Source organism: Kitasatospora sp. NPDC090308 (assembly GCF_044769485.1).
Taxonomy (GTDB): domain Bacteria; phylum Actinomycetota; class Actinomycetes; order Streptomycetales; family Streptomycetaceae; genus Kitasatospora; species Kitasatospora fiedleri.
Genome location: NZ_JBIVXY010000011.1, coordinates 68119 through 87350, shown reverse-complemented (window position 1 = coordinate 87350; position 19232 = coordinate 68119). Strand labels below are relative to the sequence as shown.

General features: G+C 69.3%; 17 protein-coding genes. 10 read left to right on the top strand and 7 right to left on the bottom strand.

Translation table 11 applies throughout. From position 1 onward, the window contains the following. Positions 1-135: 135 nt before the first annotated feature. On the bottom strand, positions 136-363 hold the full coding sequence (locus tag ACIQVD_RS23730) for a hypothetical protein (protein ID WP_402291614.1): 228 nt from the start codon (positions 361-363) through the stop codon (positions 136-138). Further along, on the bottom strand, positions 360-740 hold the full coding sequence (locus tag ACIQVD_RS23725) for an ATP-binding protein (protein ID WP_402291613.1): 381 nt from the start codon (positions 738-740) through the stop codon (positions 360-362). The genes ACIQVD_RS23730 and ACIQVD_RS23725 overlap by 4 nt, the downstream gene beginning before the upstream one ends. Before the next feature lie 317 nt (positions 741-1057). Here ACIQVD_RS23725 and ACIQVD_RS23720 point away from each other — a divergent pair, with 317 nt between their 5' ends. From ACIQVD_RS23720 to ACIQVD_RS23695, 6 genes are all read left to right on the top strand, one after another. After that, positions 1058-2275 carry a helix-turn-helix domain-containing protein gene (locus tag ACIQVD_RS23720; protein ID WP_402291612.1) on the top strand — a complete coding sequence of 406 codons (1218 nt, stop codon included), beginning with the start codon at positions 1058-1060 and terminating at the stop codon, positions 2273-2275. Positions 2276-2302: 27 nt separating this feature from the next. Then, the gene (locus tag ACIQVD_RS23715) at positions 2303-2776 is read left to right on the top strand and encodes an NUDIX domain-containing protein (protein ID WP_402291611.1); all 474 of its coding nucleotides are present in this window, start codon (positions 2303-2305) and stop codon (positions 2774-2776) included. A gap of 154 nt (positions 2777-2930) precedes the next feature. Continuing rightward, complete coding sequence (locus tag ACIQVD_RS23710) at positions 2931-6473, top strand: DEAD/DEAH box helicase family protein (RefSeq protein ID WP_402291610.1); 3543 nt, start codon at positions 2931-2933, stop codon at positions 6471-6473. A 305-nt stretch (positions 6474-6778) separates the two neighbouring features. Next, on the top strand, positions 6779-7924 hold the full coding sequence (locus ACIQVD_RS23705; RefSeq protein ID WP_402291609.1) for a restriction endonuclease subunit S: 1146 nt from the start codon (positions 6779-6781) through the stop codon (positions 7922-7924). Next, positions 7924-9486, top strand: a complete 1563-nt coding sequence (locus ACIQVD_RS23700; RefSeq protein WP_402291608.1) for an N-6 DNA methylase — start codon at positions 7924-7926, stop codon at positions 9484-9486. Before ACIQVD_RS23705 ends, ACIQVD_RS23700 begins: the two co-directional genes overlap by 1 nt. A gap of 159 nt (positions 9487-9645) precedes the next feature. Beyond that, positions 9646-11091 (top strand): hypothetical protein, encoded by a 1446-nt coding sequence (locus ACIQVD_RS23695; RefSeq protein WP_402291607.1) that lies wholly within the window; start codon positions 9646-9648, stop codon positions 11089-11091. A gap of 558 nt (positions 11092-11649) precedes the next feature. Here ACIQVD_RS23695 and ACIQVD_RS23690 read toward each other — a convergent pair. Beyond that, positions 11650-12249, bottom strand: a complete 600-nt coding sequence (locus ACIQVD_RS23690) for a TetR/AcrR family transcriptional regulator C-terminal domain-containing protein (RefSeq protein ID WP_402291605.1) — start codon at positions 12247-12249, stop codon at positions 11650-11652. Positions 12250-12329: 80 nt separating this feature from the next. Further along, on the bottom strand, positions 12330-13361 hold the full coding sequence (locus ACIQVD_RS23685) for a glycosyltransferase family 2 protein (protein WP_400691764.1): 1032 nt from the start codon (positions 13359-13361) through the stop codon (positions 12330-12332). 483 nt (positions 13362-13844) lie between these two features. Between ACIQVD_RS23685 and ACIQVD_RS23680 the strand changes: the two genes are divergently transcribed. From ACIQVD_RS23680 to ACIQVD_RS23665, 4 genes are read left to right on the top strand one after another with little or no spacing between them, the layout of a single operon-like run. Further along, the gene (locus tag ACIQVD_RS23680) at positions 13845-14282 is read left to right on the top strand and encodes a helix-turn-helix transcriptional regulator (RefSeq protein WP_158585451.1); all 438 of its coding nucleotides are present in this window, start codon (positions 13845-13847) and stop codon (positions 14280-14282) included. Positions 14283-14335: 53 nt separating this feature from the next. Beyond that, the gene (locus ACIQVD_RS23675) at positions 14336-14854 is read left to right on the top strand and encodes a hypothetical protein (protein WP_159073117.1); all 519 of its coding nucleotides are present in this window, start codon (positions 14336-14338) and stop codon (positions 14852-14854) included. After that, positions 14847-16079, top strand: coding sequence for an MAB_1171c family putative transporter (locus ACIQVD_RS23670; protein WP_100837084.1), 1233 nt, complete (start codon positions 14847-14849; stop codon positions 16077-16079). Before ACIQVD_RS23675 ends, ACIQVD_RS23670 begins: the two co-directional genes overlap by 8 nt. Then, positions 16076-16759, top strand: coding sequence for a DUF2236 domain-containing protein (locus tag ACIQVD_RS23665; RefSeq protein ID WP_402291602.1), 684 nt, complete (start codon positions 16076-16078; stop codon positions 16757-16759). Before ACIQVD_RS23670 ends, ACIQVD_RS23665 begins: the two co-directional genes overlap by 4 nt. A gap of 56 nt (positions 16760-16815) precedes the next feature. Here the strand turns inward: ACIQVD_RS23665 and ACIQVD_RS23660 are convergent, their stop codons facing one another. From ACIQVD_RS23660 to ACIQVD_RS23650, 3 genes are all read right to left on the bottom strand, one after another. Next, positions 16816-17253, bottom strand: coding sequence for a PGPGW domain-containing protein (locus ACIQVD_RS23660; RefSeq protein WP_400691754.1), 438 nt, complete (start codon positions 17251-17253; stop codon positions 16816-16818). Between the two features lie 170 nt (positions 17254-17423). Further along, on the bottom strand, positions 17424-18560 hold the full coding sequence (locus tag ACIQVD_RS23655) for a hypothetical protein (RefSeq protein WP_400691752.1): 1137 nt from the start codon (positions 18558-18560) through the stop codon (positions 17424-17426). Positions 18561-18639: 79 nt separating this feature from the next. Continuing rightward, a complete protein-coding gene (locus ACIQVD_RS23650; protein WP_400691749.1) occupies positions 18640-18984 on the bottom strand; it encodes a WXG100 family type VII secretion target in 345 nt (114 codons plus the stop codon). Positions 18985-19232 lie beyond the last annotated feature (248 nt).

Here is a 19232-nt window from a genome sequence, read left to right as displayed (position 1 = left end):
GAGTCGGCGGTGGTGGGGCCGGAGGGGGCGGAGGGGGTGGCTGTGGCGTCCGAAGACGCGCGGTGAGCAACAGGGCTGTACTCCCTTCTCTTCTCTCTTCGGTGGCGCATGTGCTGACGAAGCGCGAGTCCGTCGTCAGGTCCCGTCATCGGCTGCGGCACAGTCCTCGAAGCCGCAGTCGGGCTCGTGGTCAGCCGCCAGGGCGGGGCCGAAGCGGTCGAAGGTGAGCTGGTGGTAGGCCGTCACACCGAGCAAGGCGAAAACGATCAGGTGGCCGAGGGCCCAGAGCCAGGTGAGTTTCTGGCCGAAGGAATCCTGGCCGGTCCGACGGTGGATGCCGTGGTGCAGCCGGTAATCGGTCATGCCGCATCGGCTCTGAGCTCGGCCCAGACCACGGTGCCGTCGCGGGTCTCGTCGACACCCCAGTGCTCGCACAAGCAGTTGACGAGGAGCAGCCCCCGACCGCCCTCGGCCGCCGGCGAGCACTCCGGTTGCACGACTGCCGTCCCGGTCCCCGCGTCCGCGACCTCGATCCGAAGCCCGTTGGGCTGCGGCACCAGCCGAACGTCGAAGCACCCCAGGCTCGACATCACACCGTGGCGCACCGCGTTCGTGGACAGTTCGGATGCCACGAGTTCGATGTCCTGAACGAACAGTTCGCCGAATTCCCAGATGCCGACGATCCCCCGAACCAACGTCCGAACCTGGGGCACCGAGGCAGGAGCGCGCAGGAAGCTCATCTGCACCGCCGTGCAGCCGTCCGCCCAGGCACCGATTGCCTCGGACTCGCCGGTACGCGGCGGGGCCGTGCCCACATCACCGCCCCGAGGGGACACTGGGCGAAGACGGTCGGCGGATGCCGGTCTCTCCTCGGTGGTCGCACCGACCCGCAGGTACCGAGGTACCACGGTGATCACCCCTCCGCATCGCTCAACGACCCATCAGACAGAGCTGCTTGATGGCAAGTCAGAACGCTAGGAGGATGCGGGGAAGGGAACCCGGAAAATCCTTCCGGGGTAAGGAGCCGAGTTTCCCCCAGGCTGAGAGCATGCGAGGGATGACGGAGACGCTGACCATCGGCGAGCGCGTCGGCTGGTACCGCCGCCGACGTGGCATGCCGCAGGAGGTCTTGGCCGGCCTGGTCGGGCGGACGGCCGACTGGCTGAGCAAGGTCGAGAACGGCCGGATCGAACTCGACCGGCTCACGGTCATCAAGTCACTGGCGAGCGCACTCGACGTCCAACTCGGCGACCTGCTGGCCGAACCGTCGCTCCTCGACGGGACCGCCGACTCCCAGGGCGGGGCGGTCACGAAGCTCCGCGAAGCGCTCATGGACTACAAACACATGTCGCCCCTGCTGGCCGCCGACGATGTCGAGCAGCCACCCGACCTCGACATCCTGCGTGCCGAGGTCGGCTCCGCCTGGTCCGCCTACCAGGACGCCAGGTACTCCCGAGCGACCCGACTCGTCCCCGACATCCTCGCCCAGGCCCAACGCGCGGTTCGCATGTACGAGGGCGACCTGCAACTCCAGGCCAAGGCCCTGCTCGCCATGGCCTACCAGGGCGCCGCCATGGTCCTGACGAAGATAGGCGAAGCCGACCTCGCCTGGATCGCTGCCGACCGCGGCCTCACGGCCGCCCAGGAGTCGGGCAACACCGTCGTCACCGGCTCCCTCTTCCGCTCGGTCTCCCACTGCCTGCTCACCAACGGACGCCTCACGGCTGCCCGCGACCTAGTCGTGGACTCCGCGACCTACCTGGAAGCCGGCCTCGACGACGCCTCCCCGACCTACCTCTCGATCTACGGCACCCTCTTCCTGGTCGGGTCGATGGCCGCCGCCAGGACCGAGGACCGCAGCACCGTCCGCGAGTTCCTCGCCGAAGCGAACAGGGCCGCGCAGCGCCTCGGCCACGACGCAAACCACATGTGGACGGCCTTCGGTCCCACCAACGTGGCCATCCACCGGATCTCGACCGCGATGGAACTCGGCGACATCCAGATCGCCGCCGACCAAGGCCCCCGCGTGGACTCCTCAGCCCTCCCGCTCGAACGCCGTGTCCGGCACACGCTCGAAATTGCCCGCGCCTACAGTGCGCAGAACCGTATGGACGAGGCGCTCGCCCTCGTCCTGGACGCCGAGGAACTCGCCCCCGAGCAAGTCCGCTACCACTTCATCCCGCGACACCTCGTCACCGCCTGGGTCCGCCAACAGCGAGGCAACCCCAGCCACTTGCTCGCCGGCGTCGCCCAACGGCTCAGCATCGTCGCCTGACCGGAGCGGACGACTACAGTCGTTGCCATGAGCGACTCCCAGCCCGAAGAGGTCGTGGCCCAGCCCCGCACCGCCGCCGGCGTCCTCTTCTTCGACGAGGACGACCGCGTCCTGCTCGTGAAGCCCACCTACAAGCCCGGCTGGGAGATCCCCGGCGGTTACCTGCACGCCGGAGAGACCCCGAGCGAGGGCGCCGCCCGGGAGGTCAAGGAGGAACTCGGCATCACCCCGCCGATCGGCCGCCTCCTCGTCGCCGACTGGGCACCGCACCCCGCCGAGGGCGACAAGCTCCTCTTCGTCTTTGACGGCGGAGTCCTCCCGGCCCACGAGCTCGACTACATCGCCGTCGACCAAGTGGAGATCGGCGAGTACGCCTTCTACGCCACCGACCAGCTCGACGCACTCCTCATCCCGCGCCTCGCCCGCCGCGTCCACGCCGCCTGCGACGCCAGGGCGCAGTCCGCAACCGTCTATCTGGAGCACGGAGCGATCCGCCCGTAAGCAGAGGCGCGATGGGTGCCGCGCGCCCTGCCCTGCGGCACCACCTTGATCGTTCCCTCTCCATTCGGCCTCATCACTCCTACACTTAGCGCCAGCACGTCACTGCAGAGCGGAACAACGGCCCGGCGCTACGAGGACGGAGTAACAGGGGGACATGGACGAGCGGCTGAAGAAACTGGCGAAGTCTTCCCCCAACTTCGGCATCCTGTACCCGCTGAAACCCTTGCTCGCCCTCTACGGGGCCCAGGCTGAGGCAACGGTCTTCACGAACCCGAACTCCGCGCTCGTTCAGGCTGGCCAGTTCGGTGAGGTACTGACCGAAGAGCTCGTCACCCGCATGGGCATGCGTGTGGAAGGGAACCGGCAGTTCGACCGGTTGAATGCGCTCACCAATGTCGGAGCCATCGTTCCCGAGATCCGGAACGACTTCGACCGGCTGCGCTTGGACCGCAACCAGGCCGCGCACGCTCATCTCTTCGACACCTCAAGGGCGTTGGTAGCCGTCCGCGTCTGTTACAAGCTCGGCCTCTGGTTTCATGATGCCGTCTCGGGCCGCCGTACCGTTGCCGAATTCGTACCGCCCGCCGAGCCGACCGCCGTCATCACCGACCCCGCTGAGCTCGCAGAGCTGAACGAGGCGCTGGATGGCCACCGTCAGGCCCTCACCCGGGCCCGTACCCGTCTCGCGGAGTCCGCGAGCGTGCTGGAGGCCGAACGCAAGGCGCGTGCCGAGGCAGAGAACCTCATCGCGAGCGCGAGCTCGAACCACGCCGCGCTGCAGGTTCAGATCGACCAGCTGAACGCTCAGCTGGAAGCATTGCGCGTCACCCAGCAAGCCGACTACGCGCAGGCTCAGAGGACGCCGCGAACCGTGGACCCGGCGGCGCGCGATGCGATCATCCACCGCGCTCACCGGCCAGCTCCGCTCAACGAGGTACAGGCCCGCGAGGAGGTCGACAAGCTGCTGGCAGCTGCAGGCTGGGTAGTTCAGGACCGAGACGCGGTCAACCCGATGGCCGACCAAGGTGTGGCGGTGCGAGAGTTCACGCTCGCCAACGGCCGCGCCGATTACGTGCTGTACGTCAACGGGTGCATCGTCGGCGTCATCGAGGCCAAGCGCGAGGGAACTCACCTGGCGAGCGCGGTTGCACAGAACGACCGGTACGCCGGCGGTGTGCTCAGGGAACACCGGCTGGCGGTGTGGCGCGAGGACGAGCCCTTTGCGTTCCGATACGCCACTACCGGCACGGAGACGTACTTCATCAACCGTCTCGACCCCGACGCGCGTTCCCGTGAAGTGTTCGCCTTCCACAGGCCGGAGACCATCGCCGCGTGGATGCGACGCGTCGATGAGCACCCCGGGACGCCCACGTTCCGCGCAGCTCTGCGCGAGATGCCGACCCTGATGCGGGACGGCCTGCGCCCAGCCCAGATCGAGGCGATCACCGGTTTGGAGAGCTCGCTGGCTGTGGACAAGCCGCGGGCCCTTATCCAGATGGCAACCGGCGCTGGCAAGACCTACACCGCCGTCGCCCAGACGTACAGGCTCCTGAAGCATGCCCGCGCCCGTCGAGTGCTGTTCCTAGTGGACCGCAATAACCTGGGCAAGCAGGCGCTGGACGAGTTCCGAAGGTTCCCGACCCCAGATGACGGGCGCAGGTTCTACGACATCTACAACGTCGAACGCTTGGGCGCCGCCGGCCTGCAGGACACCGCTGCGGTGGTGGTCTGCACCATCCAGAAGATGTACCGACTGTTGACCGGCGAGCAACTTGTTGACGATGACCCGGCCGACGAGGCGAACGACGATGCTGCATATGAGCAGTCGTACGCCGCTGAGAGGCCCGTCGAGGTCGGGTACAACCCGGCTGTGCCGATCGAGTCCTTCGACCTGATCATCGTGGACGAGTGTCACCGGTCCATCTACGGCCTGTGGCGCGGGGTTCTCGAATACTTCGACGCCCACCTGGTGGGGCTTACCGCTACCCCGACGCTGCAGACCCTTGGCTTCTTCGGCCGGAACCTCGTCTCCGAGTACACCTATCCGCAAGCCGTCGCAGACGGCGTGAACGTCGACTTCGATGTTGTCCGCATGCATACGGACCTGCGGGAGAACGGCGGCGCGACCATAGACCAAGGGACGACGGTCAGGATCCGGGACCGCAAGACCCGGCACCAGCGCTACCAGGAGCTGGAGGACGATTTCACCTACACCACCCGTCAGATCGGACGCTCGGTGGTGGCCATCGACGAGATCCGAGCCGTGCTCACCGCGTACAGGGACAACTGGCAGAGCTGGTTTCCCGGCCGTAGCGAGGTCCCCAAGACATTGATCTTCGCGGTCGGCGAGGACCACGCCGAGGACGTCCTCGGCCAGGCCAAGGAGGTCTTCAGTCGTGGCGACGACTTCGCCAAGAAGATCACCTACAAGAGCCGCCAAGCCGGCGATGATCCCAACGAGCTGATCCGCGAAATGCGGACGTCCCCGCGACTGCGGATCGCCGTCACGGTCGACATGATCGCCACTGGGACGGACATCAAGGCCCTGGAATGTGTGATCTTCCTGCGGGAGGTCCGCAGCGCGGTCCTTTTCGAGCAGATGAAGGGTCGCGGTGCCCGAACGATTCCCGCGACCGAGCTCCGCGAGGTGACCCCAGACAGCGACGAGCGGGTCCGCAAGGATCACTTTGTCCTCGTCGATGCGGTGGGCGTCACCGACTCGCCGCTCGTTGACGCCCGCCCGCTCGTCCCTGCTGGGGAGCGCCAGATCTCGCTGGCCAAGCTTCTCGACAAGGCCGGCACAAGGTCGATCAGCACCTCGGAAGCGGAGATCCTCGCTGGCCGCCTGGCCCGCCTCAACCAGCAACTCAACGATCGCGAGCGGGATCAGCTCACCCAGGCCGCCAGTGGCCGCGCACTGTCCGAGATCGCGGGCGACATCATCAGGGCAGCCGCTCCCGACCGCCAGGAAGAAGTCGGCGAGAAGGTGGCCCGCCAGGAGCTGCTACAGGCCATCGCTCCGCTCACCGCCAGCCCCGACCTGCGGAAGCTGATTATCGAGATCCGACGCGACAAGGACTACGTGATGGACGAGACCACCGCGGTCTCGGTGACCGAGGTCCAAGCGATTCCTCGGGAAGAGCGCGCGCGGGAGGAGGTCGACCGGTGGAGCCGCCTACTCAAGGAAGAGCGCGACAAGATTGCCGCCGTCTCCATCGCGCTCACCAGCCCGCGCTCGGTAGGCCCCACCGAAGCGTTCGCGGCGTTGAAGGAACTGGCTGACCAGATCCGCCGTCCCGACTTCGCCTGGACGCCGCAGGTCCTGTGGACCTACTACGAGGATCTCGGCCATGCCAGCCACCGGTCGGGCAGGGACGCAGGCGTGCCCGACCTGATCTCGCTGATTCGGTACGAGCTCGGCGTGGATTCGGAGCTCAGGCCCTACCGTGAGACCGTAGACGAGCGCTTCGAGGGCTGGCTGCTGCGGCAACGGCAGGCAGGAGCGGAGTTCACGGACGAGCAGCTGTGGTGGCTGGATGCCATCCGCGACGTCGTAGCCAACGACGTCGGCATCGCTCCAGCAGACTTCCGCGCCGAACCCTTCACCGCACGAGGCGGCGGCAGGGGCTTGGCCCTGGCCTTCCCGGGGCGCGACCCGCACGACCTCCTGAATGAGCTGAATCGAGAACTGGCTTGAGTAACACGGAACTCCCGACGGGGTGGTGCCTCGCTTCGCTGGCGGATCTCGTGTCCCCGGATGGCATCTTTAAAGACGGCGACTGGGTAGAAAGCAAGGACCAGAATCCCGACGGGGAAGTCCGACTTGTTCAGCTTGCAGACGTGGGGGACGGATACTTTCGTGATCGAAGTAATCGGTCACTGACCCTGGCTAAGGCCGACGATCTTCGATGCACCTTCATACAGGGCGGCGATATTCTCGTTGCCCGAATGCCGGACCCTCTGGGCCGGTCGTGCATCTATCTGGGCTCAGACCGACCTGCGGTGACCGTGGTCGATGTTTGCATCATCAGGCCTGGCCGCCATGGGGTCGACAATCGGTGGCTCATGTGGGCCATCAGCTCTCCGCAAGTGCGAGAGCAGATCCACAGTTTTCAGACCGGCACGACCAGAAGGCGGATCTCCAGGAAGAACTTGGAGAAGGTGCAGATCGCCGTTCCGCCGCTTACGGAACAGCACCGCATCGTTGAGGCGCTCGAAGGCCATCTCTCCCGCCTTGACGCGGCAGAAGCAAGCATCAGTCGGGGCTTGAAGCGTTCTAGCCATGTTTGGGCGTCAGTGCTCAACTCCGTGGCGCGAGGCAGCCTCAACGGGCGCACCATTCGGGGCAATCTCAGCCTGGTGTCAGAGGTTGCCGAGGTGAGTGGTGGAATCCAGAAGCAGCAGAAGCGGCGTCCCGCCCAAAACCCGTTTCCATTCCTACGCGTGGCCAACGTCGCTCGCGGGAGCCTCCAGCTGGACGAGATCCACCAAATTGAGCTTTTTGAGGGCGAGTTGGAGCGTTTCAGATTGGAGCGCGGCGATCTCCTTGTCGTGGAGGGAAATGGCAGCCCTGATCAGATTGGACGCGCCGCCACCTGGCGTGGAGAGATTCCGGACGCCGTCCACCAGAATCACCTGATTCGAGTTCGGCCTGGTGAACGACTCCTGCCCAGGTACTTGGAGCTAGTCTGGAACTCTCCACTCGTCATTGACCAGCTTCGGGAAGTTTCCAGGTCGACGAGCGGCCTGCATACACTTAACACTTCTAAAGTGAAGGGTATCAAAATTCCCGTGCCGCCACTCGCGGCCCAGGAAGTACTTGTGGACGATGCCGATGCTTGGGAGGCCTACACCCAAGTCGCTCAGGTCGCGCTACAAAACGCAGTTACCCGCAGCCGACTTCTTCGGCGCTCCATCCTCCGGCAGGCCATTAACGGCACTCTCGCGGCGCAGGATCCCAACGACGAGCCCGCATCCGTACTTCTAGACAGAATCCGGACCGAACGGGAGATGAGTGCCAAGGGTAAGTCCGTTAGCGCCCGCCGCCCACGAAAGCGGGCTGCTGTCATCGCAGGCGCGTCATCCCTGACCCCACCCGGAACCACATCGCTGCCCAGTAACGCCACTCAGCAGGAGTTCGAGCTCTGATGAGCACAGCCGTCCCCACCAATTCCGCAGCACAGACCAACTCGCTCGTCGCCAAGCTCTGGAACTACTGCAACGTCCTGCGTGACAACGGTTTGTCAACCATCGAGTACGTCGAGCAGCTCTCGTACCTGCTCTTCCTCAAGATGGCCGACGAGCTGGCTGCCGACCCGTTCGCCCAGGAGACCGCCGATCCGATTGTCCCGCCTACCTTCGACTGGCAGTCGCTCGTCTCCAAGCGTGGCGAGGAACTGGAGGCGCACTACCGCAGGATCCTCACCGAGCTTGGCAGGCACCCTGGCACCACTCTGGGCACTGTCTTCGCCAAGGCCCAGAACCGCATCACGGAGCCCGCCCTCCTCGAGAAGCTGGTCGTCGACCTGATCGGCAAGACTGACTGGGTCATGGAAGGCGCCGACCTCAAGGGCGACGCCTACGAGGGCCTGCTCGCCAAGGGGGCCGAAGACACCAAGACCGGCGCTGGCCAGTACTTCACACCCCGCCCGCTGATCGACGCCATGGTGCAAGTGATGCAGCCACGCCCGGACGACCGGATCACAGACCCGGCCTGCGGCACCGCTGGCTTCCTGATCGCCGCACACAGCTACATTCGCCAACACCACCTCAAGGATCTCTCCCGCGAGCAGCGTCTAGCGCTCGGCCAGGGCAGTATCTGGGGCAACGAGCTCGTCCCCGGAACTGCTCGTCTCGCCGCGATGAACATGCTGCTTCACGGCATCGGCGAAGCCGATGGAGACTCCCTCATCTCCACCAGCGACGCGCTCGCCGAGGCTCCCTCCCGCCGGGCCTCACTCGTCCTCGCGAACCCCCCGTTCGGCAAGAAGTCAGCGATCACGGTCGTGGGAACAGACGGGAAAAGCGACCGCGAGGACATCACATACGACCGTTCGGACTTCCGCGCGACGACCACTAACAAGCAGCTGAACTTCCTGCAGCACATCATGTCGCTTATGGAGATGGACGGCCGCGCAGCTGTCGTCCTGCCCGACAACGTGCTGTTCGAGGGCGGGGCTGGTGAGAAGATCCGGCGCCGTCTCCTCCAGGAGTTTGACCTCCACACGATCCTGCGCCTGCCCACCGGCATCTTCTACGCCGGCGGCGTCAAGGCCAACGTCCTGTTCCTCGACAAGAAGCCCCCGCGATCCGACGACGTCCCCAACACCTCAGATGTCTGGGTGTACGACTTCCGTACCGGGATGCACTTCACACTCAAGCAGCACCCTCTGCGCCTCGCCGACCTGGCCGACTTCATCGAGGCGTACAAGCCGGACGACCGCTCGGCTCGCAAGGAGACCGAGGACGGCCGTTTCAAGCGCTTCACGTATGACGAGCTCATCGCCCGCGACAAGGTCAACCTCGACATCACCTGGCTGAAGGACCCCGCGCTCGACGATGCGGACAGCATGCTCCCCCCCGAAGTCATTGCGCAGGAGATCGTGGAAGACCTCCAGGCAGCCCTTGCCGAGTTCGAAGCAATCGCCGAGGCTCTCGGCAGCGAGGTGAAGCTGGACATCTCTGCTGAGGAAGTCATCGCCGAGGCGTGACCACAGCTGCCCCTGCGATACGTCACCTCCAGAGGTGATCGGTGTCCGTGCGCTGCGCCATGTCGCAGCACACGGACACCGCCCCGATACCACCCTGGCTCGCTCCGCAGGCTAGTCGGAAGTCGTCCGCTGCCCCAGCTTCTCCGTATGGTGCGGCAGGTGAAGTCCTCACTGGCTCCAACCGAGATCCAGGCCGAACTGCTGCGCTGGGTCGCCGCCAATCCTGGTGCCGAGATCGAGTCACACAAGTCGACCACCTTGTGGGCTCTCGAGCAGCGGAAGCTCGTCAAGCGGAAGTTCTCCATCACGAAGCAGGGCTATCAAGTCCAGACCGCGGCCGTCACCGAGCAGGGCAAGTACTACCTGAAGCACGGACGGCACCCGGAGGAGGTCGAACGCGAGGCCCAGCGCAACGCCCGTGACCCGGATACGGCGAAGGATGCCCCGGCCGACGGGCCCGAGCTGATTCGCCGACTCGAAGTCGCCGACGGAAACATCACCGTTCCGGACCCAGGCGTCATGACCCGTGGTCGGTGGACCAGGGCGTTCTACCACGCGGTCAACAACGACCTCCTGCCACCAGGGCAGAAGTTGAGACTCACCGGTCGTGAGAAGGGGGACCTCAAGCTGCGGCTCGTCGACCCCGCGAAGGAGCCTCCACCGCCCCCGCCGGTGCCAGTCGTCGAGGTACCTGCCGATCTCGCGCATGCACACCCCCTGATCACCGCTACGCGCAAGGCTCTCGGGCGACGCCAAACGGGAACGGCCGACACTCGTGGACAGCAGGGGGTCATACCGATCCATGTCTCCAGGCCGCTCGTCGACCGGGCCTTGCGGATCATGCAGGGCCTCCTCAGCGAGGCCGAGCAGCGGGGCTACACAGTGGAGGCTCGCCCGATAGAGGCATCCCGGCGACGGGACGAGCCAAGGAGCGCGGTCGTGATCACCGTGAAGGGGCATGCGTTCCCGCTGGAGATCTGCGAACGCACCACCAAGCAACCGCATGAGCCGACGGCCAGGGAGCTGCGCGACGCCGAGCGCGAGCCGGCGTGGATGCGCAAGCGCATCCCGAAGTACGACCACGTGCCCGACGGACGGCTCATGATCGACGCTCCTGGTCATGACCAAACCTACGGATATCGCCAGTACGACTGCTCGGACGGGACGCGCTGGACCCTCGAATCCCGCCTGGGCCACCTCCTCGCAGCCATCGAGAAGCGGGCTGAACGGGCCGAAGAGAAGCGGATCCAGGCCGAGCAAGCAGAGCAGCTACGGAAACAGCGCTGGCTCGAAGCCGTTGACGAAGCTCACCAGAGGCTGATCCGCGACCACAGGATCAAGGCGCTCGAACAGCAACTGGAAACCCGGCGGACGGCCAACGAGATCCGCGCCCTCTGCGCCGCGGTACGCGAGAGCGCCACCGGTACCCCCAGCGACGCGACCATCGAGTGGCTTCGCTGGGCGGAGTCGCACGCCGCCTCCATCGACCCAGTGATCGCTGGTGTGGCCCTGCCGCCCGACCCGCCACCCAGCCGGCAGAACCTCGCACCCTACCTCGGCTCACAGAACGCCCACGCCTACCCCTGGCCGTTCCTGAACCACTGATCCGCCCACGCGCCGGTTGACGCCAACGCTGACGCCAACCGACCCGAACGATGGCGTCCGACGGCAGCCTTCCACGGATGGCAGAATCACCCAAACTGGGGCATCTCACCGCCCCGGCTTGGCCTGAAAAGCGGAAGGTCGCCGGTTCGACCCCGGCCCTGGCCACAGTTCGAACGAGAGGCCCCGGAGCACAGGCTCCGGGGCCTCTCGCGTTGTCCGGACCGTCCGATCCCCTCCGCTCCGGCTCGGGATGCGGAGACGCTGCGGCCCCTCCACCCCCGGGCCGACCCTGGAACCGTCGATCGGCCCACCGAGTACGGTCCGAGCTTGCGAGGCCGTGCCCCGCCGAGGCTTCGGCTTGTTGAACAGGCCCTCGACGGTGCCGCGGTCCCGGTGGGGCTCGGCGTCGTGGCTGACGGGCCCGCCGACCCGAACCTTCCCCAGCACGGGATGGACTGCGGCCCGCCCGCCCCCGGAGCGTCCGGGCGGGGTCGCGTTCGGCCGGAGTCTCCTCCCGGGGAGGCGGCTCGCCGGGGCGATCGCGGCCGCGTGCGCGCCCTAGCGGGTCGGCGGTTCGATCAGGGCGGCCAGGCCGTCGAGGATGCGGGGGAGGCCGAACTCGTAGGCGCGGTCGGCGTGGTAGGCGCCGCCCTGGGCCTGGCCGGCGGCGGTGCCGACGCGGGTGGCGACGGGGTAGCGGGTGGGGTCGAGGACGCGGGCGAGGAGGTCGGCGTTGGCCTCCCACCACTGTCGGTCGCTCATCGCGCTGTCCTGCTGGGCGGCGCGTTCGTCGGCGGCCATCCGGGCGCAGGTCTGGACGAAGCCGAGCAGGTGGGTGAGGGCGGCGTCGAGGCGGACGTCGTCGAGGCCGGTGCCTTCGAGGGCGGAGAGCTCGTACTCGTACTTGGCCATCAGGCCGGGGCCGAGCGGCGGGCGGGTGGTCGGGACGGCCGCGGTCCAGGGGTGGGCGGCGTACAGGGCGCGGTTGTCGTCGGCGACGGCGGCGGCGCGGGCGCGCCAGCCGGGGTCGGCGGGGGTGGTGCGGGGCATCGCGGCGTAGAGGGTGTCCAGCATCAGGTCGAGCAGTTCGGCCTTACCGGGGACGTAGGTGTAGAGCGCCATCGGGGAGAGGCCGAGTTCCTGGGCGACCCGGCGCATGGTGACGGCGTCCAGCCCGTCGGCGTCGGCGATGCGGATCGCGTCGGCGGCGGTGAGTGCGTCCGGCGGCGGGACGGCCGCTACCGGCGGCGCATCGCCTTGCGGGTGTTGCGCACCCGCCGGTGCATCCGCTGGACGTTGGCCAGGGTGTGCACCCGGCCGGCCACGGTCAGGCGGTACTTGAGGCGCAGGAAGGGCGGGAGGGCGTCGATCCGGTCGGCCCCTATCGCGCTGACCAGCCGGGTGACGTGGCGGTGGTAGGCGTAGCGGTACTCCTGGTCGCCGTCGGGGACGGTCCAGAAGAACATCGGGATCTCCTCGACCAGGGTGTTGTGGTCGTAGGCCCGCAGGTGCTCGCGGAAGACGGGTTCGGGCCGGTCGAGCAGCCAGGCGCGGACGAGTTCGATGGAGCGGACCCGGTCGGCGAGGCCGCGCGGGTCGGTGCGGCGCTGGGTGATCGAGCTGTCGCCGTCCTCGCGGATCCGCCAGTGGTAGATCGGCTCGGACAGCACGTCGACGCTCTCGGCGAGGAAGTGGTGCGGGACGCTGACCGGGGCGTCCTCGTAGAGCATGCCCTCGGGGTAGTCCAGGCCGGCGGCGGCGTAGAAGGAGCGCCGGTAGACCTTGTTCCAGGCGGTGCGGTCGGTGACCAGGCCGGGCAGTTCGCTGACGTGGGTGCGCAGCCGGGTCTCGGCGAACGGGCGGACGTGGACGTGCGAGGGCTCCAGCCCGGCGGTGCGCAGCCGCAGCACGTTGCCGGTGGCGAAGTCGGAGCCGGTGGCGTCCAGGGTGTCGACCATCAGCCGGTAGGCGTCCGGCGGCACCACGTCGTCGCTGTCGACGAAGGCCAGGTAGCGGGTGCCGGGCGCGAGGTGGCGGACGCCGGTGTTGCGGGCGGCGCCGAGCCCCTGGTTCTCCTGCCGGACCAGTCGGAACCGCGGGTCGCGGGCGACGTACCGCTCGGCGATGGCGGCGCTGGTGTCGGTGGAGCCGTCGTCGACCATGACGCACTCGAGGTCGCTGAAGGTCTGGTCGGCGATCGAGTCCAGGCAGGCGGCGAGGTAGCGCTCGACGTTGTACACCGGGACGACGACGGAGAGGCGGGGTGCCATCGGCTGCGCGGCCTTTCGGAACGGGCACCCTGATTGGCCGACAGGAATGCCGCCGGGCGCGAACGCGCGAAGCGTATCCGACCCCGACAACGTTGCGGGAAACGTCAGATGGCGCGGAAGTAGCGGAGGAATTCGCTCCGATTCCGCGTCCGCGGCACTCCCGCAGGAAGGGAGACGGAAAAGCGCGACAGAACGGACGGTAAAGCAGAGGGCAAAACCGACGGCCGGGCGGAGGGCGCCGCGACGGGCAGCCGAACAACCGAGCGCCGCTGCCCACCCCCGTGGGGCAACGGCGCCCGAGCATCCGGATGCCGATCCTGCCGACCGAGTCCACGGTGTGTCAACTATCGTGGATTTTTCAACGACGGCCCGGAGCGTCGGACGGCCGACCGCCACGGTTCGGGCACCGATTCCCCAACGATCGTGCAGAACAGGACGGACGAGGGATACGCCCGGGGGTAAGGAGCCTCTATGATCCGGCACATGCCCCAGGAAACCCCCCGCGCCGAAGTCCCGGACTTCGCCAGCCGCTTCCGGCGCCTGATAGCGGTGATCTACCCCAAGGACCTCGGCCGTCCCTGGCGGGACAGTGAGATCGCCGAAGGCACCGGCCTGAGCGGCACGTACATCGGCAACCTGCGCAAGGGCTCCCAGAAGCCGAGCCTGGAGAACGCTGTCCGGATCGCCCGGTTCTTCGGCGTCCCGCTCGACTACTTCTCCGATTCGGAGACCGCCCGCGCGGTGGAGCAGGACCTGCGCAAGATCGAGGCGCTGCGGGACGCCAGGGTCGAGCGGATCGCCATGCGGGCGGCCGGGCTGCCGCCGGAGATGCAGGACGCCGCACTCACTATTGTGGAGCAGTTGCGGCGGGCCGTGGGCCTGACCGACGGGCAGCCGGACGAGGCCGGCCCGGTGACGTGACGGAGCGCCAGCAGGTGCCGCTGGGACACTGGCGGCTGCCGGAAGGGGTCGACGTGCGGGGTGTGGGAAGCGGACTGGGCCGGACCCGGCGCCGGATGCGGGCGGTCGCGCGCGACCTGCGCCTGCCGCCGCTGAGCACCGTCGAGGAGCTGTGCGACGCGGTCTCGGCGCACCTGGGGCGTCCGATCCGGATCGCCCCGCGCCGGATGCGGGTCGGCGAGCCCTCCGGTTTCGTCGAGCGCCTGCCCGCCGAGGACGTCGTCCACGTCGAGCAGGAGACCTCCGGACTGCACCGGGCGCACATCGTCTGCCACGAACTGGCCCACCTGCTGTGCGGCCACCTGACCGAGCCCGCGCTGCTCGACCCGGACACCGCCCGGGTCGAACTGCCCACCATCGACCCGGAGATGCTCCGGCTGGTGCTCGGCCGCTCGCACTACGACGACGCCGCCGAGGAGGAGGCCGAGGTGCTCGGCGCCGAGCTGATGCGCCTCCTGGTGCTCGCCCCGGGCGCCGGCACCACCTCGCAGCTCGCCCCCGCGTTGGAGCACCGCAAAGGACAGCATGTCTGAACTGCCGTACAACCTGGTCTACTTGGGTATCGGCAGCGCCGCCTGGCTGGTCGCCGCACTGAAGCTGCGGGCCTGGCGGCGCGACCCGTCGTTCGGGCTGCTGGTGGTCGCCCTGGCGATCGCCTCCCCGGCCACCGCCTTCCTGCTGGCCTCCCCGCTGCTGTACCGGGCGGTCGGGCACCTCACCGGCGTCGGCAACCTGGCCACCCTGTTCGTCTACCTCGGCATCGTCGGCTTCTCCGCCGCCGCCGTGGTCCTCGCCCTGGTCTGGACCCCGCCCGAGGAGCGCGCCGGCGCCCTGATCTGGGCGCCGCTGGACGACCGGCTGCGGCAGCTGGTGCGCCGCCGCGCCGCGGTGTTCGCCGCGCTCGTCCCCGTCCTGGCCGCGCTCTTCCTGGCCGGCGGCCCGTACCGGCCCGAGACGCCGCTCACCTTCGACACCACCTTCGCCCCGCGCACCGCCACCGCGCTGTTCCTGGCGCTCTACCAGGGCCTGTTCGCCTACGCGCTGATCGACATCGGCCGGGTCTGCCTCGGCCACGCCGCCCGGCTCCCCGAGGGCTGGCTGCGCCGCGGCATCCGGCTGCTCGCCCTCGGCGCGCTCACCGCCTGCGGCTACGTGCTGTGCAAGCTCGCCGCGATCGCCCTCGCGTACGCGGGCGTCGGCGGTGCCGAGTGGCTCAGCACCGCCCTCGGCCCGGCCTTCGCCGCCCTCGGCGCGATCGGCATCACCTGCGGTTTCGCCGGCCCGGCCGGCGCCGCCTGGGCCGCCCGCCGCCGCGACTTCCGCGCCCTGCGCCCGCTCTGGGACCTGGTCTACCGCGCCGACCGCCGCCTCGCCCTGGAGGGCCCGCCCTCCCCCGCCTGGCGCGAACGCGCCGCCCTGCGCGACCTGGAGTGGCGCACCACCCGGCGCGGGCTGGAGATCCGCGACGGCCAGCTGACGCTCCGTCCGTTCGTCGACCCCGCCGCCGTGGACGCCGCGCGGCGGCTGGCCGGCCGGGCCTCGCTCGCTCGGAGCCACCGGGACGCCCTGGTGGTCGCCGCCGCGCTGCGCTCCGCCGTCGCCGCCCTGGCCGCCGGCACCCCGCCCCGCCCCCGCGAGGAGCAGGCCGCGCTGCCCGGCCTGGACACCGACCCGGCCGAGGAGCGGGCCCACCTGGTGCTGGTCGCCTGCTACCTGCGCTCCCCGCTGCTCGACCGGGCGCTGGAACCCCTCCCGTGACCACCCCGCCGCCACCGGCCAGGGACGCCTTCGCCGCCCTGGTCCTGCACCGGCGCCCGCAGCGCGCCCGGGTCGGCCTGACGCTCGGCTTCGTCCGCACCTTCGCCGTCCCCGAGATCGCCGAAGTCCTGTCCGGCACCGGGAAGTTGGCGTCCGCGCCGAAGGCCAGGGCGAAGGCCACCGGCGCCATGATGTTCGCCCTGATCGGCCACGGCGTGGACAGCCAGGCCGGCCGGGAGACCGTCGCCGCGCTCGCCGCGCTGCACCGCCTCCCCGGCGTGGACGCGGAGCTGATGCGCTACGTGCTGGCCTGCTTCACCGTCTGCCCGGTCACGTACGCGGCCGGGACCGCCGCCGAACGCGAGGCGGCCGCCGCCTTCGCCGCCGCGCTCGCCGGAGCACTCGGCCTGCCGCCGCTCCCCGGGCCCACCCTGGCCGAGACCGCCGCCTGGATGCGGGAGTTCGAAACCGCCCGGTTCGCCCCCAGCGAGGCCGGCCGGCGGCTCTGGCGGGCCGTCGCACCGGTCTTCGCCGCCCGCCTCCCCGGCCCGCTCGCCCGCCACGCCCCCGCCTTCGCCGCGGCCCTCCTCGACCCCCCGCTGCGCGCCGCCTTCGCCGTTCCCCGCCCGCCCCTGCCGCTGCGCGCGGCCGCCCGGCTCGCCTTCCGCCTGCTGCGCTGACGGGACGGCACCCGCGCAGCGGCCCGGTAGCGGGCCGGGCGGCACCGCGCGGTTGCTCAGCGGCGCGGGCCGTGCACCCGGCGGTAGCTCCAGGCCAGCAGGCCGAGCAGGATCAGGCCGGACAGGATCAGGCTCGACCCGGTCGCCCAGCCGGCCATCGGCAGCGAGGGCACCAGCCCGGCGACGACGCCCGCGGCGATCAGGCCGAGTCCGGCGAGGACCGAGCCGGCGATCCGCCAGCCGGAGGCGACGCTCGCCTCGACGCCCTGCATGGCCTTGACCCGGACCGGCTCCACGAAGCGGGCGAAGGCGGGCACCGCGCGGGCGACCAGGACCATGCCGGCCAGCAGGAGCAGCATCCCCGGGCCGGGCAGCACCAGCAGCACCACGCCCACCACGATCAGGACCGCGCCGACCACCGCGAAGAGCACCCGGGCCACCGGGTGGACCTCCGTCGGGTCCGCTTCGAATCCCGGCCGCTGCTGCTGGTTCATCAGCCCACCCTAACCGGACGGCCCGCGGTTCCCGGTGCCCCGACACCGCCCCCGGCCGCCCGGGCACGTCTCGGAGCACGCGTCGGGGCACGCGTCGGGGCACGTGTCGGGGCGCTCCTGTCCGGCCGAACGGACGGCCGGTCGTCCGGGAGGAGCGCCCCGGCGGCGGGTCACATCCCGTTCTTGCGGATCGGGGTGTACTCGGCCAGCTTGGAGATCGGCTCCTCGTGCGAGACGCAGCCCTGGCTGCCGGAGTCCTCCAGGATGATCGCCCGGGTGTGCGCCGCGTCCGCCCAGCCGCCGAACAGCACCACGTGCTGCTCGTGGTCGCCGCTGGTGTGGTGGACCACCAGGGCGTCGCCCGGCTGGAGGTCCTTGCGGGCGATGTGGTGGGCGATGCCGGCCGACTCGCTGATCAGCGGGCCGGTGGTGGTGCCGGGGCCGGGCAGGCCCCAGGCGGCGGAGAGGAAGCCGGAGCAGTCGACCCGGTAGCCGTTGGTGACGGCGCCCTGGCTGTAGCCGAGCTTGCGCTTGACCCGCTCCATCGCCCGCTCCACCATCGCCTTGCGCTCGTCGGAGACCCCGTCCAGCTTGGGCTGGGCCTTGGCGCCGCCGCCCTCGCCGTTGCGCGGGTGCCGGTGGTCGGACCAGGCGTCCCAGCTGTTGCCGTTGACGATCCTGGTCTTCCAGTCGCCGGTCGAGCGGTCCTTGAGCTTCGGGCCGTCGTGCTTGCCGCCGGGGCCGCTGACGATCCCGGAGCCGTCGTTGCCGCTGGTGTCGTGGCCGCCGCTGCCGCCCGTCCCGCCACCGCCGCCGTCGGTCCCGGTGTGCGGCGAGGAGGGCTGCCCGGTGTGGCCGCCGCTGCCGCCGCTGCCTGCGCCGCCCTTGCCCTTGTCGACGCTGTCGATCCCGGTGCCGGGCGACTTGGGCTTGCTCTCCTCGGAGTGCTTGCGCTTGAGGTCCTCGGCGATCTTCCGCTCGACCTCCTCGTACGAGGTGATCAGCTGCTTGATCTTGGCCGCGTCCTCGCCCAGCTCCTTGGTGAGCTTCTCCTTGGTCTTCATCAGCGCCTCGGCCCGCGCGTTGATGGCCTGCACGTCCCGGGCCACCTCCGCCAGGATCGGGCCGGCCCCGAGGACGCCCATGATCCCGCCCGAGAACACGTCGGTGGCGGCCGCCTTCGCGACGGTCGCCTTGATGTGGCCGAGCTGCCCGGCCATCTCCTGCATCCGCTGGTTGACCTGCGTGAAGTCCTGCTGGATCTTCAGCAGTTCGCCCGGCTGGAAGCCGAACTCGTTCCCCGCCATCGTGTTGTTCCCCCTGTGGTCGGCCCGGCCCGTAGCGGTCGGGCCCGGTGCGGTGCGGTCGGTCGACGGTCGGTCGGCGCTACAGGACGTTGGCGAGCTGCTTGACCGAGTCGCCGAGCTGCCCGAGCTCGTCCGCGACGGAGTTCAGCTCGCGGACCCGGCCCTGCGCGTGCGAGATGAAGGCGTCCGCGGCCGCGCCGTGCCAGGTCAGCCCGCCGAGCACCGCGCTGACCTCGCGGCCGAGGCCGTCGACCTGCTTGCTCAGCTCGGCCAGCTCCTGGGCGATCTTGTTCAGCTCGGCGTCGGCGTCGCCGAACATCTTGCCGAGCGCCCAGTGCGCGATCTCGGCCGGAGCCATGACGATGTCCTCGCCGACCTTGACCACGTCACCGGCGAGGTGCTTGACGTCTCCCCACAGATCCATGACCGTCCCCCTGTTTCCCCGTGGATTCCCCGAAAGCCTGTTCCCCCAAGGCTAGTCAGTACGGGCCCCGGGGGAAACGGGCGGGTACGGGGTGGAAGCGGGCGGGTGTCGGCGGGACCGGCGCGGCGGCCGGGCGGCAGCGACCGGACCCGGGCGGCGGCGGGTCGGGCGCGGGCCGGGCCGGCTGTTCGCGGTCCGGCCGCCGGGCCTGTGACACTGGATGTGCTCGAAAACCGAGGTGCGCCCCG